We start from the raw sequence: 17,523 nt of genomic DNA, 5'->3' as shown, positions 1-17,523 counted from the left end.
TATGACACACTACGTTGCAATTGATATCGGTGGAACCAACATCAAATATGGCTTGATTGACCAAGAAGACCAACTTGTTGAATCCCATGAAATGCCAACTGAGGCGCAAAAGGGTGGACCTCATATCTTACAAAAGACAAAAGATATCGTAGCCAGCTATTTAGAAAAAGGCCCAGTAGCAGGTGTTGCCATTTCTTCAGCGGGAATGGTCGATCCTGATAAGGGTGAGATTTTCTACGCTGGTCCTCAGATTCCCAACTATGCAGGAACCCAGTTCAAGAAGGAAATTGAGACGAGTTTTGCTATTCCTTGTGAGATTGAAAATGATGTCAACTGTGCAGGTCTTGCTGAGGCAGTATCTGGTTCAGGCAAGGGAGCGAGTGTCACACTTTGCTTGACCATTGGAACCGGTATCGGTGGTTGCTTGATTATGGATGGGAAAGTCTTCCATGGATTTAGCAATTCGGCCTGCGAAGTTGGTTACATGCACATGCAGGATGGAGCTTTTCAGGATCTTGCTTCTACGACAGCCTTGGTTGAGTATGTAGCAACAGCTCACGGTGATCCAGTTGATCAGTGGAATGGCCGACGCATTTTCAAGGAAGCCACTGAAGGAAATAAAATCTGTATGGCAGGTATTGACCGCATGGTAGATTACCTTGGGAAAGGTCTGGCAAATATTTGCTACGTTGCCAATCCAGAAGTAGTCATTCTCGGTGGCGGTATCATGGGACAAGAGGCTATCCTCAAACCAAAGATCCGCACAGCCTTGAAGGCGGCCTTGGTACCAAGTCTAGCTGAAAAAACACGATTAGAATTTGCCCATCACCAAAATACAGCAGGGATGTTGGGAGCCTATTATCATTTCAAAACAAAACAATCCTAGTTTGGAACTATAGAATTAAGAAAAACACTGAATCACTACTTGAGTGAAAACTGTTTTACTTAATTCTTTTTTTGATGATAGAAAAACTGTCCAGTATATGAAAACTAGCGGAAAGACAAAGAGAATTACAAAAAAAGTAGGATAGGAGCAGATTTCCTACCATCGAAAAATATATGAGAGGAGATTCCCTTTAAGATAGCCTTAGAAAACGGTGCAAGCTCTCTACTTTGTTTCTAAATACTAAAACCTAAACCAAGAAGAAAAAAGTGATATAATGAGATGGATGAGAAATTGATAAATTAGAAGTTGTAGAGGTGAGAAAAATGTAATGGCAACCTATTCACCTGAAGTCGAAATCATATAAAATTACGAGGAGATTGTAAGATGAGTAATTATATAAAATTAAATGAAGATAGATGGAATAATGTAAAAAACGACTATACTGAGCCATTGACACATGAAGAATTAGAAGAAGCTAGAAAGCATCCAATTTCTGTCGCCTTAACTGTGGGGAAAAAAGTTCCGACAGAATGGTTTGAAAAAGCCAAGGGAAAAAAGATATTAGGTTTAGCTTGTGGTGGTGGCCAGCAGGGTCCGGTTTTTGCTGCAAAAGGTTATGATGTCACCATCATGGATTTTTCTAAATCGCAATTAGAAAGAGATGAGATGGTTGCTAAAAGAGAAGGTTTAAAAATCAATACCGTTCAAGGCGATATGACAAAACCATTTCCATTTGAAAATGAAACTTTTGATATTATTTTTAATCCAGTTTCAAATGTATATATAGAAGATTTAGAAAACATGTATAAAGAAGCCTCTCGCGTATTGAAAAAGGGTGGTTTGTTAATGGTCGGATTTATGAATCCTTGGATATACATGTACGATGCTGACATTGTATGGGATAAACCCGATGAGGAGTTACTTTTAAAGTTTTCAATCCCTTTTAATTCAAAAGAGCTTGAAGAGGAAGGCAAAATCACCATCAATCCAGAATATGGATATGAATTTAGCCATACCTTAGAAACACAGATTAGAGGACAACTAAAAAATGGTCTCGCTATGATCGATTTTTATGAATCGTGTGACAGAAGACATCGATTATCACCTTATGGAAATGACTATATAGCTACACTTTGCATTAAACTATGATATTATAGAACGTACTTCTGAAGAATAGCTCGTTTTATTTTACGATTAGAATTTGCCCATCACCAAAATACCGCAGTGATGTTGGGTGCCTATTATCATTTCAAAACAAAACAATCCTAGTTTGGTTGAACCAAACTAGGATTTTCTAACACGTTTTTGTCTACGATAGCCATTGAGTTTTTTATTTTCCCAATAGCTGTTAAAGATTTTTTCTTTGCTCTCGCGATTGATTTCTAAAAAGTAGGCATAAATCAAATCTATTAAAATGAGCATAGGGAGTTGAGCGGAAATACGCTGGATGTAAGAAGATTGACTATGACTTGCGACAAGGACTGTTTCGGTATAGGCCTGACTGTTTTTGTTTGGAGCGCTGGTAAAGAGAATGGTCTTGGCCCCCATTTCCTCGGCATCCAACAAACTATCGAGGACGGATTGGGTAGTGCCTGATAGGGAAAAACCAAGTACCAGACAGTTTTCATCCATGATACTAGTCGTCCAAGCAAAGCCATCCTGATCGGTCAAAGCTTCACAGACAACACCTAATCGCATAAAGCGCAGTTTCATCTCACGGGCAATCAGACCAGAACTTCCTGTCCCAAAGAAGTAAACTCGTTCAGCGTCATCGATTAATTGGGCGACGCGTTCCAGTTGTTCTTCGTCAATCAAATCCTGTGTTTGTTCTCGCATGATAGTGTAGCTTCGCAAAACACGTTTGGTCAAAGGACTGTGTTTGTGCGAATGAGTGTCCGGTTTACTAGCCTGATGCTGGTATTGAAAGACGAACTCTCGGTAACCTGTAAAACCACACTTTTTGGCAAAGCGGGTCAAGGCTGCTTGGGAGATGTGTAATTTCTGGGTGACTTGCTGAGAAGAAAGATCATCTTGGATCGTTTCAGGTTGTAAAAAATAGCGAGCGATTTCTTGCTCGAGCTCGGTTAATTCTTCAAAATGGAGATCGATTATAGTTGCGATATCTGGCTTGTTCATGAGGCTCCTTTTTATGAGTCAAAGTCTTAAAGGTTAACGCTTTCCTAACTATTACTATCATTATATCATAGAAGTTAGGATAACCAAATAAAAAGGCATTTTCAGTTGAAAGTCAAAAAATGCTTCGACTTTTCCAAGAGTTTCTCCGTAAAATATGGTACAATGAAAAGTACTGAGCTTCACCTGTTTGCTCTATTATTTTATATGTAAATAAAGGTGAAAATTGGAAATTTTTCTAGAAAAGAGTCTTAGTTGTATGAGAAAATTCAATAGTCATTCGATTCCTATTCGGCTTAATTTACTGTTTGCCATTGTTATCCTGTTGTTTATGGCCATTATTGGTCGATTGTTATATATGCAGGTGCTCAATAAAGATTTCTATGAAACAAAATTGGCTTCAGCCAGCCAGACAAGGGTAACAACCAGTTCAGCTCGTGGGCAAATCTATGATGCAGCAGGGAAACCCTTGGTAGAAAACACTGTCAAGCAAGTTGTTTCTTTCACCCGAAACAATAAAATGACAGCAGCTGAATTGAAGGAGACAGCCAAGAAACTCCTCACATATGTGAATGTAACCTCCCCTAATTTGACAGACCGTCAGATTGCAGACTACTACTTGGCGGACCAGGACGTTTACAAAAAAACAGTCGAATCCTTGCCAAGTGATAAACGCCTGGATTCAGATGGGAACCGCTTATCTGAAGCGACTCTCTACAATAATGCGGTTGAAAGTATTGATGCGAGTCAACTCAATTATACAGATGACCAGAAAAAGGAAATCTATCTCTTTAGTCAGCTCAATGCCGTTGAAAATTTTGCGACGGGTACCATTTCTACGGATGCCTTAGATGATACCCAAGTTGCTCTCGTTGCATCAGCGTCCAAGGAATTACCAGGTATCAGTATTTCAACCTCATGGGATAGAAAAGTCCTAGACACTTCTTTGTCTTCAATTGTAGGTAGTGTATCAAGTGAAAAATCAGGTCTTCCAGCAGAGGAAGTCGATGCCTATCTTAAAAAGGGCTATTCTCTAAATGACCGTGTTGGAACCTCCTATTTGGAAAAGCAATATGAAGAGACCTTACAAGGAAAACGCTCGGTAAAAGAAATCCATCTGGATAAATATGGCAATATGGAAAGCGTGGACACAATTGAGGAAGGTAGTAAGGGAAACAATATCAAACTGACCATTGATTTGGCCTTCCAAGATAGCGTGGATGCTTTGCTGAAAAGTTATTTCAATTCCGAGCTAGGAAATGGTGGAGCCAAGTATTCTGAGGGTGTGTATGCAGTCGCCCTTAACCCCAAAACAGGTGCTGTTTTGTCTATGTCAGGACTCAAACATGACCTGAAAACGGGAGAGTTGACTCCTGATTCCTTGGGAACGGTAACCAATGTCTTTATCCCAGGTTCGGTTGTTAAGGCCGCTACCATCAGCTCAGGTTGGGAAAATGGTGTTTTATCAGGAAACCAAACCTTAACAGATCAGCCTATTGTTTTCCAAGGTTCAGCTCCAATTTATTCTTGGTATAAATTGGCATATGGATCTTTTCCTATTACAGCTGTGGAAGCCTTGGAGTATTCATCCAATGCTTACATGGTTCAAACCGCTCTTGGAATCATGGGCCAGACCTATCAACCAAATATGTTTGTTGGAACCAGCAATTTGGAAACAGCTATGGGAAAACTTCGTGCGACCTTTGGCGAATATGGCTTGGGGGCTGCGACCGGAATTGACCTACCAGATGAATCTACTGGACTTGTTCCCAAAGAGTATAGCTTTGCTAATTACATCACCAATGCCTTTGGGCAGTTTGATAACTATACGCCCATGCAGTTAGCTCAGTATGTGGCGACTATTGCTAACAATGGTGTTCGTCTAGCTCCACATATTGTCGAGGGAATATACGACAACAATGATAAGGGTGGCCTTGGGGAATTAATCCAAGCAATAGATACCAAGGAAATCAACAAGGTCAATATTTCTGAATCAGATATGGCAATCTTGCACCAAGGATTTTACCAAGTATCGCATGGAACTAGACCCCTTACGACAGGACGGGCGTTTTCAGATGGCGCCACTGTTTCTATCAGTGGTAAGACCGGTACAGGTGAAAGCTATGTAGCTGGTAGTCAAGATGCTAATAATACCAATGCTGTGGCCTATGCTCCAACAGAAAATCCTCAAATTGCAGTTGCAGTAGTCTTTCCTCATAATACCAATTTAACTAAAAATGTTGGGCCAGCAATTGCTCGCGATATTATCAATCTATACAACCAACACCATCCAATGAACTAGAAAGGAAGCCATGCTTTACCCAACACCTATAGCTAAGCTGATTGACAGTTATTCTAAACTTCCGGGTATCGGGATTAAGACAGCAACCCGGCTGGCCTTTTATACTATTGGAATGCCGGATGATGACGTCAACGAATTTGCTAAAAATCTCCTTTCTGCTAAGAGAGAGCTGACCTATTGTTCTATTTGTGGTCGTTTGACTGATGACGATCCTTGCTCTATCTGTACCGATCCAAGTCGTGATCAGACAACGATTTTAGTTCTCGAGGATAGTCGAGATGTGGCGGCTATGGAGAACATTCAAGAATACCATGGACTCTATCATGTCTTACATGGCCTTATTTCTCCCATGAATGGCATTAGTCCAGACGATATCAATCTCAAGAGTCTCATGACTCGTCTGATGGATAGTGAAGTTTCAGAAGTAATCGTAGCAACCAATGCCACAGCAGATGGGGAAGCGACTTCCATGTATCTTTCCCGCTTACTCAAGCCAGCTGGGATCAAGGTTACGCGCCTGGCACGAGGCCTCGCTGTGGGAGCAGATATCGAGTATGCAGATGAAGTCACACTCTTACGGGCCATTGAAAATCGGACAGAGTTGTAAGTGTGGACAAATTTACGAACTCCATTCATTTATAAAAAATCAAAGAGGCTGAAAATCGTTCCTATCGGCCTCTTTTTGTGTAGTGTGATGGGTAGTATCAGGTTCAAGTTTTAAAAAACCAAGCAAATATGATATACTAAAGAGCGAGTATTCTAGTAGAATTAGGACAAGTAATATGAAACAAACGATTATTCTTTTATACGGTGGACGTAGTGCAGAGCGTGAAGTCTCTGTTCTTTCAGCTGAAAGTGTCATGCGTGCGGTCAACTACGACCGTTTCACAGTCAAGACTTTCTTCATCAGCCAGTCGGGTGATTTTATTAAAACGCAAGAATTTAGCCATACTCCAGGTCAAGAGGAGCGTCTTATAACCAATGAAACCATTGATTGGGATAAGAAAGTTGCACCAAGTGCCATCTACGAAGAAGGTGCAGTGGTCTTTCCAGTCCTTCATGGTCCGATGGGAGAAGATGGCTCTGTTCAAGGATTCTTGGAAGTTTTGAAAATGCCTTATGTCGGCTGTAATATCTTGTCATCCAGTCTTGCCATGGATAAAATCACGACCAAACGTGTTTTGGAATCTGCTGGTATTGCCCAAGTTCCTTATGTGGCTATCGTTGAAGGTGATGATGTGACTGCTAAAATCGCTGAAGTTGAAGAAAAATTGACTTATCCAGTCTTCACAAAGCCGTCCAACATGGGTTCTAGTGTCGGTATTTCCAAATCTGAAAATCAAGAAGAACTCCGTCAAGCTTTGAAACTTGCCTTCCAATATGACAGCCGTGTCTTGGTTGAGCAAGGAGTGAATGCCCGTGAAATCGAGGTTGGACTCTTGGGGAATTACGATGTCAAGAGCACCCTTCCAGGAGAAGTAGTCAAGGATGTTGCCTTTTATGACTACGATGCCAAATATATCGATAACAAGATTACCATGGACATCCCAGCCAAGATTAGTGATGATGTGGTAGCTATCATGCGTCATAATGCAGAAACAGCCTTCCGTGCAATTGGCGGCCTCGGTCTATCTCGTTGTGATTTCTTCTATACCGATAAGGGCGAGATTTTCCTAAATGAGCTCAATACCATGCCAGGTTTTACCCAGTGGTCTATGTATCCACTGCTTTGGGACAATATGGGGATCAGCTACCCAGAACTAATCGAGCACTTGGTTGACCTTGCTAAGCAAAGTTTTGACAAGCGCGAGGCGCATTTGCTATAAAAATGAAAGAGAGGGTAGAAGCCGGAACTATCACTGCATGGTGACTAGAGTTCTTGGACTTCAACCCTTTTTAAAGGAGTAGAAATGAAATTAACAATCCATGAAGTTGCCCAAGCTGTTGGAGCTAAAAATGATGTTAGTCTTTTTGCGGACGTTCAGTTAGAAAAAGCTGAGTTTGACAGTCGTTTGATTGGGACAGGTGATTTGTTTGTGCCACTTAAAGGAGCGCGTGACGGTCATGACTTTATCGAAACAGCTTTTGAAAATGGTGCAGTAGTAACCTTGTCTGAGAAAGAGGTTGCAAATCATCCCTACATTCTAGTAGACGACGTTTTGACTGCCTTTCAAACCCTCGCCGCCTACTATCTTGAAAAAACGGCTGTTGATGTCTTTGCCGTCACGGGTTCAAATGGTAAGACAACGACCAAGGATATGTTGGCACATTTACTGTCAACAACCTACAAGACCTACAAAACTCAGGGCAATTACAATAACGAAATTGGTCTTCCTTACACAGTTCTTCATATGCCAGATGATACTGAAAAGTTGGTCTTGGAAATGGGACAGGATCACCTAGGTGATATCCATCTCTTGTCTGAATTGGCTCATCCTAAGACAGCCATTGTGACCTTGGTTGGAGAGGCTCATTTGGCCTTTTTCAAAGACCGTTCGGAGATTGCTAAAGGGAAGATGCAAATTGCTGATGGTATGGCACCAGATTCTTTGCTTTTGGCACCAGCTGACCCGATCGTAGAGGACTACTTGCCTACAGATAAAAAAGTGGTCCGTTTTGGGCAAGGAGCAGAGCTGGAAATCACAGACTTGGTTGAGCACAAGGATAGTCTAACTTTTAAGGCGAATTTTTTGGAACAAGCCCTCGATTTGCCAGTGACAGGTAAGTACAATGCCACCAATGCTATGATTGCTGCTTATGTGGCTCTACAAGAAGGAGTTTCAGAAGAGCAAATTCGTCAGGCCTTCCAAAATCTGGAATTGACCCGCAATCGTACTGAGTGGAAGAAAGCAGCCAATGGAGCAGATATTCTGTCTGACGTATACAATGCCAATCCAACTGCTATGAAGTTGATTTTGGAGACGTTTTCTGCTATCTCAGCCAACGAAGGAGGCAAGAAAATCGCTGTCTTGGCAGACATGAAGGAACTCGGCGACCAGTCTGTCCAACTCCATAATCAGATGATTTTGAGCCTATCGCCAGATGTGCTGGATACCGTTATTTTCTATGGAGAAGACATTGCCGAATTAAGCCAACTTGCTAGTCAAATGTTCCCAATCGGTCACGTTTTCTACTTCAAGAAAACAGCTGACGAGGACCAATTTGAAGACCTAGTCAAGCAGGTTAAGGAAAGCCTTGGAGCCAATGACCAAATTTTGCTCAAAGGCTCTAACTCCATGAATCTAGCCAAGTTGGTAGAAAGTTTAGAAAATGAATGCAAATGATTTTGCCAAGTATCTGCAAAGAATGCTAGCCATTACGGATACTGGATTAACCTTTACAAAAGATCCTTTCGACCGTGAGCGCTACGAGGACTTGCGAAGCCTGTTATCTGAAATGTTGAATCAGGTATCAGACCTCGATGCAGAAGAAGTGGCAGAAGTCTTGAAACCAACGTCCGCTTATGCAACTCCTCTGATGGACGTCCGTGCTTGGATTGTTGAGGATGAAAAAGTCTGTTTAGTTAGAGGAAAAGGGGAGGATAGTTGGGCTTTGCCAGGTGGCGGAAAGAGTGTCAGGGAAAATCTGATATAGTTTTGCATTACAAGAATATCCTTTTAAGGTTATTCTTTTTTAATTTCGTCCCAAAACAATTGATTTTGTCCCAAAAATATAGTATTATTTGTATAAGGAGGAATGAATCATGAAAAAATCAGATGTTCTTGATTTAATAAAGTATCATTATGAGGGCCGAGAGACAGAATTTAGAAATCAATCCATAGCAATTGCTCGGAACTTCAATAAACATGGTGATACACAATTAGCACAATATATTATGGGGTTAATGTCTCAAAGTGATAGATTCATGCCACAAATAGAAAATTCTAGTGAGTATTTGACTCCTGCTAAACTAGATATTGGTCCTCTCCCATTGCCTCTTTCAATTATGAATGATTTAAAAGGAATAATAAACGCTGTCAATCATCATATTGGAATAAATAAATTTTTATTTGTGGGATCTCCAGGTACTGGAAAAACTGAAAGTGTAAAGCAGGTGGCTAGACTTATTGGCAAGGAATTACTTGTAGTAGATTTCAGTCACTTAGTAGATAGTAAGCTAGGGCAAACAGTCAAAAACTTAGCAACTCTTTTTAATGAAATCAATAATCTTCCTTTCAAGCAAAATTATATCATCCTTTTTGATGAAATTGATTCCATAGTGTTGGATAGGGTTAATCAGAATGATTTAAGAGAAATGGGACGAGTGACTTCTGCCTTTTTAAAGGAGTTGGATAGGCTGTCACCAGAAATTGTATTAATTGCAACAACAAATCTTTTTGAAAATCTTGATAAAGCAGTTACGAGAAGATTCGATGCCATAATTGACTTTGACCGTTATACTGATGAAGATAAAGTAGAAGTAGCTACTATTATTTTAAATGAGTTATTAAAGCAATTTAAGAATGTAGCTAGAGATCTAAAATTATTTAAAAAAATTATCAATAGTGCCAATGTAATTCCGAATCCTGGTGATTTGAGAAACTCGATAAGAACGTCATTGGCATTTAGTGATTCATCAGATCCGCATGATTATCAAAAACGTCTGCTAAGAAGTTTGCATAATGGTAGAAATTTATCTATTTCTAAATTATCGAAGCTAGGTTTTACTGTTAGAGAAATTGAGATTTTGACAGGTGTTTCTAAGAGTAGTGTATCACGAGAGTTAAGCGAGGATTAAAATGAATACATTATTGACATTACGAGGTAAAAGTTTTACACCAAAGTCAGCAAAGGGGAGAGGACCGATAACGATTCCCGCAGATTCTATTGTTACGCTAAACCATTTAAATGAACTTTATACATCCCTTGAACTAGTAAAAGAATATTGGTCTAATAACACAATCATTGATGGAGTACTTGTTAGTGTATATTATAATCGTGTTCTAGCAAAGAGCAATCGTATTGATGGTTTTTTTAATGTGGGTGGCGGAAATGCAATTCCAAATGAAACGATTGTGGGTGCAAAATTTAGTAATGATAGGAGTAGGCATATTATTACACACTACATTTCAAAGGAAGTGTTAGATAAGACAATTGAGCATACTAAAAAAGTTATAACAATATTCAAAGATTTTTTTGCTAGTGCTCCCATGACGAGTACGGTGTTCTCCGACTCTTCAAAATTTAATCAAATTGATTATTCTAAGTATGGTCTGTCGAAATCAAAATTCAAACAATACTTAAGAGACGCTTGCTTTGTCAAAGAATTTGGTGTTGAACAGGCAGATATGTCTACTGTACGCAATTCTATTGTAACAATCTACGATGTAAAAACTAATCTCTTAACATTACTTAAACAACTTGATATTGATGCTTCAGAATCTAACATCATGGACCAGACCACTGTTTTACTTGACGAAAAAAATATTGAGTTACTACTGATAAAAGCACCTTATCTAGTATCAATGATAGTAGAAGATTTTTCTACCCTGTCACCAGAGAATTTTTATAATGATGGGAACACTTTTTATAATAATCTCCCTTTTCCAACTAATGAACCTATTATTGGTGTCATCGATACGTTGTTTGATGATAGAGTTTATTTCAATGAGTGGGTAGAGTATCGTGATTTGATTTCACCAGACATTAGCAAAGGAAGTCAAGACTATAAGCACGGTACAGCAGTTTCCTCGTTAATAGTAGATGGAGCTAGTTTGAATCCAAAACTAGATGACGGATGTGGAAGATTTAGAGTCAGACATTTTGGGATATCTTTACAGAGTGGTTTCAACTCCTTCACAATTATCAAACAGATTAGAGAGATTGTGTCTCAAAATCCTGATATTAAGGTTTGGAACCTTTCGCTTGGATCAAATGATGAAATTAGGGAAAACTTTATTTCTGTAGAGGGTTCGTTGCTAGATGAGATTCAATTTGATAACGATGTTATTTTCATTATTGCAGGGACTAATGGAATAGGCCCTGATGGAAAACGAAAAAAGATTGGAGCACCAGCAGATTCACTCAATTCAATTATTGTAAATTCTGTTGATTTTAGCAATCAAGTCGTTTCTTATTCACGCGAAGGAGTTGTCCTGTCTTTCTTTATCAAACCTGATGTTTCATACTATGGTGGGGGAAACGGAGACTTCATAAATGTTTGTGAACCACTAGGGCTGGCTCGAGTAGCTGGGACCAGTTTTGCAGCTCCATTTATTGCTAGAAAAATGGCTTACCTCATTCATATTATGGGATTAAGTCGTGAAGAAGCAAAGGCTTTATTAATTGATTCAGCGATACCATGGAATGATAAAAAAACATTCGCAGACATTTCTTTACTTGGATATGGGATTGTGCCAATCAAAATAGAAGATATTTTGTCTACACCTGATGATGAAATTAAATTTATAGTCTCAGACGTTTCTAGAGCATATGAAACTTATAATTATGATTTCCCAGTTCCAATTTCTAAAGAACACTATCCTTATGTAGCAAAGGCAACTATGTGCTATTTCCCAAAGTGTTCTAGAAATCAAGGAGTTGACTATACTAATACGGAAATGCAACTTAGTTTGGGAGTTTTAGATAAGAAAGGCATCAAAACAATTAATAACGACAATCAATATTCTGAAAATGCACCAGGATATGTGAGAGAAAAGTCGGCACGAAATATTTTTAGGAAATGGGACAATGTCAAGCATTTAGGAGAAAAATTCTCTTCTCGTAAAAAAGCTAAGCCGATTCGGAATCCTTCTAATCCTCAATGGGGAATGAGTGTAAAAACAATTGAACGGTTAAAAATTGGAGATGGTTATGGTATTCGTTTTGGAGTAGTTGTTACTCTAAAGGAGTTGAATGGTGTCAATAGAATCGAAGATTTTATTCAACAAGCCGAATTACGAGGTTGGCTTGTTAATAGATTACAAGTTGAATCACAAGTTGAGTTGTATAATAGCTTAAATGAAGAAATTGAATTTGAATAATAAAATATTTCAGGAGATAAAATATGCAAAAACTAGTGATAATAGAAGATTATAATAGGTTAGATATCAATCAGATAAAAGAGATTACTTTGAGATATGGAATCGTACTTGTTGTCTGTATATTAGCAATAATTATTGTTGGATTCTTGGTTGATAATTATAAGAAAGACTCCTATATTGTAAAAAAATATAATTACAGGACACTAGATCAGGAAATCGGTGGAGGAGAAGAATACTACTATAGATATTGGATATGGCAACGAAATAAAAAGAAATACCTTATATCTGTTCTTAGAGATGACTTAGGAATTAAAAGAGTATACAGTAGAAAAGCCTTACAGAAAAAATGGAATAAGAAAACTTTAATTCCATTTTTAAGAGAAGTTTATGGTAACGCTAAGTAAATAAAATATGGCACATACTTGACACAAGAGGGTTTTGGTGAAGTCGGATATTCTCCAACCGAAAATATTCTTAAAGAAATTGAAGAAGAAACCGGTTTTACAGCAAAAACTGAAAGGTTACTTGCCGTTTTTGATACCAATCGTTTCCAACTACAGAGCAAACAATATGCAAAGTTTGTCTTTGAATGTAAGCTTCTTGATGGACAATTTCAAGAAAATCAAGAAATTGCTGAGCTTCAATTTTTTGCCATTGACCAATTGCCAGTCTTATCTGAAAAACGCATCACCAAGGACCAAATGGAGATTCTCTGGCAAGTTTATAAAGGACAAAGAGACCAATATGTCGATTAGTTTATACTAGAGAAGTCAACAAATCAAAAAAGGGTATCTGCAAGGTGCATTTCTGCAATACAAATGATATAATAGGTTGCGAATTTAAGACGCAAATATTCTATGCATGGCATAGAATCAAGTTTTTTCAAAAAATTAAAAAGGCCGAGTAGTGAATTTTTTACTGCCTCTGGCTAGATGAACGAGGAATAGAATATGAATTTGTGGGATAAATTATTTACCACACAGATATCAGAACCGCCCCAGTTTGAACTCCACTGGTACATTGGTTTGTTATGTTTACTGGCTCTTGCTTTCTATGCTTCTTATCGTTTTCGCGATAAAGTGGCTTACCAGCGTTTTATTCAGATCCTTCAGTCTGTTCAACTGATTGTTCTGTATAGCTGGTATTGGGGCAATCTCATGCCTCTGTCAGAAAGTTTGCCCTTCTATCATTGCCGTATCGCCATGTTTGTGATGCTCTTGATTCCAGGGACATCCAAGTACAAACAGTACTTTGCTCTTTTAGGAACTTTTGGAGCAACAGCAGCACTGGCTTACCCACTCTTTGATCCCTACCCATTTCCACACGTAACCATTTTGTCCTTCATTATCGGACATGTTGCCCTTTTAGGAAATGCGCTCCTATACTTGTTTAGAAACTATGAGGCTTCCCTTCTTGATTTGAAGAATGTGGCGGTGATTACCTTTGCCTTAAATGGCTTGATATGGGTTGTCAACTTAGTTGTAGGTGGGGATTATGGCTTTTTAAACAAACCACCACTTGTTGGAAGTTTCGGCCAGCCCTTAAATTATCTCATTGTTTCGACTGTTATAGTGATAGCAATTCGCTTAACAGGGAAATTAGTAGAAAATTTTTTACAACAAAAATCGGAAGAATTTATTCAAGAGAAGATCTAAAATGATCTTCTCTTTTTTGGATTTTTAAGAAACAAAAAGGAAATTGTGAACGTTAACTTCAAATAATCTCTTAGAAGAAGAATTTTTCTAGAATTTTCTCAAAAAACATGCAGGAATTTTATCAAAAACTAAGCACGATTGGATTTTTTGTGTTATAATATTCTTTGAATAGCTATGCCCAAACATAGTTATTAAATAGAAGTGAGAAACTTGGAAGACAGAGAGGATGCGATGTAATGACTAGAGATGGTTTTTTTACAGGCTTAGATATCGGAACTAGCTCGATTAAAGTGCTAGTAGCTGAGCATAGAGATGGCGAAGTAAATGTAATTGGTGTTAGCAATGCCAAAAGTAAAGGTGTAAAAGACGGAATTATTGTTGATATTGAAGCAGCTGCTTCAGCAATCAAATCTGCAATCACACAGGCAGAAGAGAAAGCGGGTATTTCTATTAAGTCTGTTAACGTTGGCCTTCCAGCAAACCTCTTGCAGGTTGAACCAACACAAGGAATGATTCCTGTAACTTCAGATACCAAAGAAATCACAGATCAAGATGTTGAAAATGTTGTCAAATCAGCTTTGACAAAGAGCATGACTCCTGACCGTGAAGTGATTACCTTTATTCCAGAAGAATTCATCGTGGATGGTTTCCAAGGAATTCGTGACCCTCGTGGTATGATGGGTGTCCGCTTGGAAATGCGTGGTCTGCTTTACACAGGTCCTCGTACGATTCTACACAATCTTCGCAAGACAGTTGAGCGTGTAGGCATTCATGTTGATAATGTGATTATTTCACCATTGGCAATCGTGAACTCCGTTCTCAATGAAGGCGAACGCGAATTTGGTGCGACTGTCATCGATATGGGTGGAGGTCAAACTACTGTAGCGACTATCCGTAATCAGGAATTGCAATTCACCAACATCTACCAAGAAGGTGGAGATTACGTTACTAAAGACATTTCTAAAGTCTTGAAAACTTCTCAAAAAATTGCAGAAAGTTTGAAACTGAACTATGGTGAAGCCTACGTTCCACTTGCAAGTAACGAAACTTTCCAAGTTGAAGTAATTGGTGAAGTAGAACCTGTTGAAGTAACAGAAAGCTACTTGGCAGAAATTATCTCAGCACGCATCAAACATATCTTTGACCAAATCAAACAAGAGTTGGAAAGAAGACACTTGTTAGATTTGCCTGGAGGTATCGTCCTTATCGGTGGAAATGCAATTTTGCCAGGAATTGTTGAATTAGCCCAAGAAGTATTTGGTGTTCGCGTGAAACTTTATGTACCAAATCAAGTTGGAATTCGCAACCCTGCATTTGCGCACGTGATTAGCTTGTCTGAGTTTGCTGGTAAATTGACTGAAGTCAATCTTCTTGCTCAAAAAGCAGTTAAAGGAGATGAATTCCTTCGTCAAAAACCAATCAACTTTGGCATTCCAAATCAACGTTTGAATCCTGTAGCGCAACCAAGTCCAGCACAAACAGCTCCAGCTGAAACCGTGCAGGAAGCTCCAGTTGCTCCCAAGGAAGAATTCCAAGCAAGTTCTCAAAGTAAACCGAAGCTAACAGAACGTTTCCGTGGTTTGATCGGAAGCATGTTTGATGAATAAAAGAGGATAAGAAATTATGACATTTTCATTTGATACAGCAGCAGCTCAAGGCGCAGTTATTAAGGTAATTGGTGTCGGTGGTGGTGGTGGTAACGCCATCAACCGCATGGTTGACGAAGGTGTTGCTGGTGTAGAATTTATCGCAGCCAACACTGATGTACAAGCCCTTAGCAGTACGAAAGCAGAAACAGTTATCCAACTTGGTCCTAAATTGACTCGTGGTTTGGGTGCTGGAGGTCGTCCAGAAGTTGGACGTAAAGCTGCAGAAGAAAGTGAAGAAGCTTTGACGGAAGCTATCACTGGAGCAGACATGGTCTTTATCACTGCAGGTATGGGTGGTGGATCTGGTACAGGTGCAGCCCCTGTTATTGCACGTATCGCTAAAGATCTTGGTGCTCTTACAGTTGGTGTTGTGACACGTCCTTTCGGATTTGAAGGAAGCAAACGTGGCCAGTACGCTGTAGAAGGAATCAACGAACTTCGCGAGCATGTTGATACTTTATTGATTATCTCTAATAACAACTTGCTTGAAATTGTTGATAAGAAAACGCCACTTCTTGAAGCTCTTAGCGAAGCAGATAATGTCCTTCGCCAAGGTGTTCAAGGGATTACTGACTTGATCACGAACCCAGGATTGATTAACCTTGACTTTGCTGACGTGAAAACTGTAATGGCCAACAAAGGGAATGCCCTTATGGGGATCGGTATCGGTAGTGGTGAAGAACGCGTTGTTGAAGCGGCTCGTAAAGCTATTTACTCTCCACTTCTTGAAACAACTATTGATGGTGCAGAGGATGTCATCGTCAACGTTACTGGTGGTCTTGACTTGACTTTGATTGAAGCAGAAGAAGCTTCAGAAATTGTCAACCAAGCAGCTGGTCAAGGTGTAAACATCTGGCTTGGAACATCAATTGACGAAAGCATGAAGGATGAAATCCGTGTTACTGTTGTAGCGACAGGTGTTCGTCAAGAGCGCGTGGAAAAAGTAGTTGGAGCTCGTAACAACCAACCAGTTGGACGTCCATCAACTAAAGCGCCACAAGCACACACATTTGACCGTCAATTCGACTTGGAAGAGACAGCAGAATTGCCTAAATCAAGCCCACGTCGTTTTGAAACAAACCAAGCCTCTGCTTTTGGAGACTGGGATTTGCGTCGTGAGTCTATTGTTCGCCAAACAGATCCAGTTGTTTCACCAGTAGAACGCTTCGAAACACCAGTTTCACAAGATGAAGATGAATTGGATACACCTCCATTCTTCAAAAATCGTTAATCAATGAATTTGAAAAAAAATACTGAATTAGTTTTTCAGCAAATAGCTGATGCTAGTCAAGAAGCCAACCGTGCTCTAGATGCTGTTTCAGTTATTGCAGTGACAAAATATGTAGACATACAAACAGCGGAAGCCTTGCTTCCGCTTGGTGTCCGTCATATAGGTGAAAATCGAGTTGATAAATTCTTAGAAAAATATCAGGCCTTGAAAGATTATCCAGTCACTTGGCATTTAATAGGAACACTACAAAGACGGAAAGTAAAAGAAGTAATCCCATATGTGGATTACTTTCATGCTTTAGACTCCCTAAAATTGGCTCAGGAAATTCAAAAGAGAAGAGACCAGGTTATCAAGTGTTTCTTGCAGGTCAATATTTCTGGGGAAGAAAGCAAGCATGGGTTTTCAAAAGAAGAATTGCTAGAACTTTTGCCAGAATTGGCTAAGTTAGATCAGATTGAGTATGTTGGTTTAATGACCATGGCTCCTTTTGAGGCAGGTAGTGAGGAATTGAAAGAAATTTTCAAAGAAACACAAGCTCTGCAGGCAGAAATTAGAGAAAAACAAATCCCTAATATGCCGATGACAGAACTCAGCATGGGAATGAGTCGTGATTTCAAAGAAGCCATTCAGTTCGGCTCAACCTTTGTTCGAATCGGTACAGCATTTTTTAAATAGGAGAGAGCT

14 protein-coding genes and 2 pseudogenes are annotated in these 17,523 nt (G+C 39.3%); 15 read left to right on the top strand and 1 reads right to left on the bottom strand.

Annotated elements, in window-relative coordinates:
* Position 1: 1 nt before the first annotated feature.
* Positions 2-886 carry an ROK family protein gene (locus ACIY19_RS04905; RefSeq protein ID WP_409002832.1) on the top strand — a complete coding sequence of 295 codons (885 nt, stop codon included), beginning with the start codon at positions 2-4 and terminating at the stop codon, positions 884-886.
* A 384-nt stretch (positions 887-1,270) separates the two neighbouring features.
* Complete coding sequence (locus ACIY19_RS04900) at positions 1,271-2,035, top strand: class I SAM-dependent methyltransferase (RefSeq protein ID WP_409002831.1); 765 nt, start codon at positions 1,271-1,273, stop codon at positions 2,033-2,035.
* A 135-nt stretch (positions 2,036-2,170) separates the two neighbouring features.
* On the opposite strand, the gene ACIY19_RS04895 is transcribed toward ACIY19_RS04900, so the two are convergent.
* Positions 2,171-3,022, bottom strand: coding sequence for a MurR/RpiR family transcriptional regulator (locus ACIY19_RS04895; RefSeq protein ID WP_409002830.1), 852 nt, complete (start codon positions 3,020-3,022; stop codon positions 2,171-2,173).
* A 256-nt stretch (positions 3,023-3,278) separates the two neighbouring features.
* Here ACIY19_RS04895 and pbp2b point away from each other — a divergent pair, with 256 nt between their 5' ends.
* The 13 genes and pseudogenes from pbp2b (at position 3,279) to ACIY19_RS04830 (ending at position 17,514) form a co-directional block, all read left to right on the top strand.
* The gene (gene pbp2b / locus ACIY19_RS04890) at positions 3,279-5,321 is read left to right on the top strand and encodes a penicillin-binding protein PBP2B (protein ID WP_409002829.1); all 2,043 of its coding nucleotides are present in this window, start codon (positions 3,279-3,281) and stop codon (positions 5,319-5,321) included.
* A gap of 10 nt (positions 5,322-5,331) precedes the next feature.
* A complete protein-coding gene (recR, locus tag ACIY19_RS04885) occupies positions 5,332-5,928 on the top strand; it encodes a recombination mediator RecR (RefSeq protein ID WP_049548134.1) in 597 nt (198 codons plus the stop codon).
* Positions 5,929-6,103: 175 nt separating this feature from the next.
* A complete protein-coding gene (locus ACIY19_RS04880; protein WP_409002828.1) occupies positions 6,104-7,147 on the top strand; it encodes a D-alanine--D-alanine ligase in 1,044 nt (347 codons plus the stop codon).
* A gap of 84 nt (positions 7,148-7,231) precedes the next feature.
* On the top strand, positions 7,232-8,605 hold the full coding sequence (gene murF / locus ACIY19_RS04875; protein ID WP_409002827.1) for a UDP-N-acetylmuramoyl-tripeptide--D-alanyl-D-alanine ligase: 1,374 nt from the start codon (positions 7,232-7,234) through the stop codon (positions 8,603-8,605).
* A pseudogene (locus ACIY19_RS04870) lies at positions 8,592-8,912 on the top strand (NUDIX hydrolase); the annotation flags it as partial. The gene murF and the pseudogene ACIY19_RS04870, both read left to right, overlap by 14 nt.
* A 112-nt stretch (positions 8,913-9,024) precedes the next feature.
* Positions 9,025-10,059: an ATP-binding protein gene (locus ACIY19_RS04865; protein ID WP_247930905.1), complete on the top strand. Its 1,035-nt coding sequence runs from the start codon at positions 9,025-9,027 to the stop codon at positions 10,057-10,059.
* 1 nt (position 10,060) lies between these two features.
* Positions 10,061-12,304: a S8 family peptidase gene (locus ACIY19_RS04860; RefSeq protein WP_247930906.1), complete on the top strand. Its 2,244-nt coding sequence runs from the start codon at positions 10,061-10,063 to the stop codon at positions 12,302-12,304.
* 23 nt (positions 12,305-12,327) lie between these two features.
* Complete coding sequence (locus tag ACIY19_RS04855; RefSeq protein ID WP_409002826.1) at positions 12,328-12,708, top strand: hypothetical protein; 381 nt, start codon at positions 12,328-12,330, stop codon at positions 12,706-12,708.
* 30 nt (positions 12,709-12,738) lie between these two features.
* A pseudogene (locus ACIY19_RS04850) lies at positions 12,739-13,059 on the top strand (NUDIX domain-containing protein); the annotation flags it as partial.
* Positions 13,060-13,254: 195 nt separating this feature from the next.
* Positions 13,255-13,959 (top strand): TIGR02206 family membrane protein, encoded by a 705-nt coding sequence (locus tag ACIY19_RS04845; protein ID WP_409002825.1) that lies wholly within the window; start codon positions 13,255-13,257, stop codon positions 13,957-13,959.
* 236 nt (positions 13,960-14,195) lie between these two features.
* Positions 14,196-15,566: a cell division protein FtsA gene (ftsA, locus tag ACIY19_RS04840; protein ID WP_000196346.1), complete on the top strand. Its 1,371-nt coding sequence runs from the start codon at positions 14,196-14,198 to the stop codon at positions 15,564-15,566.
* Between the two features lie 16 nt (positions 15,567-15,582).
* A complete protein-coding gene (ftsZ, locus tag ACIY19_RS04835; protein WP_000144261.1) occupies positions 15,583-16,839 on the top strand; it encodes a cell division protein FtsZ in 1,257 nt (418 codons plus the stop codon).
* Positions 16,840-16,842: 3 nt separating this feature from the next.
* Positions 16,843-17,514 (top strand): YggS family pyridoxal phosphate-dependent enzyme, encoded by a 672-nt coding sequence (locus ACIY19_RS04830; protein ID WP_409002824.1) that lies wholly within the window; start codon positions 16,843-16,845, stop codon positions 17,512-17,514.
* Positions 17,515-17,523: the final 9 nt, after the last annotated feature.

The organism is Streptococcus sp. ST14, from assembly GCF_046098195.1.
Taxonomy (GTDB): Bacteria; Bacillota; Bacilli; order Lactobacillales; family Streptococcaceae; genus Streptococcus.
This window is presented reverse-complemented; position numbering and strand designations above follow the sequence as displayed.

Excerpts from the sequence above, each read along its gene's own strand:
- ACIY19_RS04905 (WP_409002832.1), top strand. The coding sequence starts at position 2 with ATGACACACTACGTTGCAATTGATATCGGTGGAACCAACATCAAATAT.
- ACIY19_RS04900 (WP_409002831.1), top strand. The coding sequence starts at position 1,271 with ATGAGTAATTATATAAAATTAAATGAAGATAGATGGAATAATGTAAAA.
- ACIY19_RS04895 (WP_409002830.1), bottom strand. The coding sequence starts at position 3,022 with ATGAACAAGCCAGATATCGCAACTATAATCGATCTCCATTTTGAAGAA.
- pbp2b (WP_409002829.1), top strand. The coding sequence starts at position 3,279 with ATGAGAAAATTCAATAGTCATTCGATTCCTATTCGGCTTAATTTACTG.
- recR (WP_049548134.1), top strand. The coding sequence starts at position 5,332 with ATGCTTTACCCAACACCTATAGCTAAGCTGATTGACAGTTATTCTAAA.
- ACIY19_RS04880 (WP_409002828.1), top strand. The coding sequence starts at position 6,104 with ATGAAACAAACGATTATTCTTTTATACGGTGGACGTAGTGCAGAGCGT.
- murF (WP_409002827.1), top strand. The coding sequence starts at position 7,232 with ATGAAATTAACAATCCATGAAGTTGCCCAAGCTGTTGGAGCTAAAAAT.
- ACIY19_RS04865 (WP_247930905.1), top strand. The coding sequence starts at position 9,025 with ATGAAAAAATCAGATGTTCTTGATTTAATAAAGTATCATTATGAGGGC.
- ACIY19_RS04860 (WP_247930906.1), top strand. The coding sequence starts at position 10,061 with ATGAATACATTATTGACATTACGAGGTAAAAGTTTTACACCAAAGTCA.
- ACIY19_RS04855 (WP_409002826.1), top strand. The coding sequence starts at position 12,328 with ATGCAAAAACTAGTGATAATAGAAGATTATAATAGGTTAGATATCAAT.
- ACIY19_RS04845 (WP_409002825.1), top strand. The coding sequence starts at position 13,255 with ATGAATTTGTGGGATAAATTATTTACCACACAGATATCAGAACCGCCC.
- ftsA (WP_000196346.1), top strand. The coding sequence starts at position 14,196 with ATGACTAGAGATGGTTTTTTTACAGGCTTAGATATCGGAACTAGCTCG.
- ftsZ (WP_000144261.1), top strand. The coding sequence starts at position 15,583 with ATGACATTTTCATTTGATACAGCAGCAGCTCAAGGCGCAGTTATTAAG.
- ACIY19_RS04830 (WP_409002824.1), top strand. The coding sequence starts at position 16,843 with ATGAATTTGAAAAAAAATACTGAATTAGTTTTTCAGCAAATAGCTGAT.